Origin of the sequence: Sphingobacterium paludis, assembly GCF_004364125.1 — a bacterium.
Taxonomy (GTDB): Bacteria; Bacteroidota; Bacteroidia; order Sphingobacteriales; family Sphingobacteriaceae; genus Sphingobacterium; species Sphingobacterium paludis.
Window position 1 is genome coordinate 1 of sequence record NZ_SNZV01000023.1, and the last position, 1,631, is coordinate 1,631.

Sequence of the window (1,631 nt, forward strand, 5' to 3'; positions counted from 1 at the left end):
AAAACGATTCTGATTATTTATTGATAAATAGTCGGGAGTCGAACAATTCATTTTTACAATGGAGAGTTTGATCCTGGCTCAGGATGAACGCTAGCGGCAGGCCTAATACATGCAAGTCGAACGGGATTGCGGTGTAGCTTGCTACACTGCATGAGAGTGGCGCACGGGTGCGTAACGCGTGAGCAACCTACCCATATCAGGGGGATAGCCCGGAGAAATCCGGATTAACACCGCATGTTACAGTATTACCGCATGGTATAGCTGTTAAATATTTATAGGATATGGATGGGCTCGCGTGACATTAGCTAGTTGGTGGGGTAACGGCCCACCAAGGCGACGATGTCTAGGGGCTCTGAGAGGAGAATCCCCCACACTGGTACTGAGACACGGACCAGACTCCTACGGGAGGCAGCAGTAAGGAATATTGGTCAATGGGCGGAAGCCTGAACCAGCCATGCCGCGTGCAGGACGACTGCCCTATGGGTTGTAAACTGCTTTTGTACGGGAATAACCCTCTCTACGAGTAGAGAGCTGAACGTACCGTAAGAATAAGGATCGGCTAACTCCGTGCCAGCAGCCGCGGTAATACGGAGGATCCGAGCGTTATCCGGATTTATTGGGTTTAAAGGGTGCGTAGGCGGCACTTTAAGTCAGGAGTGAAAGACGGCAGCTCAACTGTCGCAGTGCTCTTGATACTGAAGTGCTTGAATGCCGTTGAAGATGGCGGAATGAGACAAGTAGCGGTGAAATGCATAGATATGTCTCAGAACTCCGATTGCGAAGGCAGCTATCTAAGCGGTGATTGACGCTGATGCACGAAAGCGTGGGGATCGAACAGGATTAGATACCCTGGTAGTCCACGCCCTAAACGATGATGACTCGATGTTGGCGATACACAGTCAGCGTCCAAGCGAAAGCGTTAAGTCATCCACCTGGGGAGTACGCCCGCAAGGGTGAAACTCAAAGGAATTGACGGGGGCCCGCACAAGCGGAGGAGCATGTGGTTTAATTCGATGATACGCGAGGAACCTTACCCGGGCTTGAAAGTTACTGAAGGTGGCAGAGACGCCACCGTCCTTTGGGACAGGAAACTAGGTGCTGCATGGCTGTCGTCAGCTCGTGCCGTGAGGTGTTGGGTTAAGTCCCGCAACGAGCGCAACCCCTATGTCCAGTTGCCAGCATGTCATGATGGGGACTCTGGACAGACTGCCTGTGCAAACAGTGAGGAAGGCGGGGACGACGTCAAGTCATCATGGCCCTTACGTCCGGGGCTACACACGTGCTACAATGGATGGTACAACGGGCAGCTACACAGCAATGTGGTGCGAATCCCTAAAAGCCATTCACAGTTCGGATCGGGGTCTGCAACTCGACCCCGTGAAGTTGGATTCGCTAGTAATCGCGTATCAGCAATGACGCGGTGAATACGTTCCCGGGCCTTGTACACACCGCCCGTCAAGCCATGAAAGTTGGGGGTGCCTAAAGCATGTAACCGCAAGGAGCGTGTTAGGGCAAAACCGATAATTGGGGCTAAGTCGTAACAAGGTAGCCGTACCGGAAGGTGCGGCTGGAATACCTCCTTTCTAGAGTGTCCGTTATTGGCACTCGTTGCGCCGCATATGATCATTAAA

General features: G+C 52.4%; 1 rRNA gene. It reads left to right on the top strand.

What is annotated here, in order from left to right:
• Window positions 1–55: 55 nt before the first annotated feature.
• A 16S ribosomal RNA gene (locus tag B0I21_RS19955) occupies window positions 56–1,583 on the top strand.
• Window positions 1,584–1,631 lie beyond the last annotated feature (48 nt).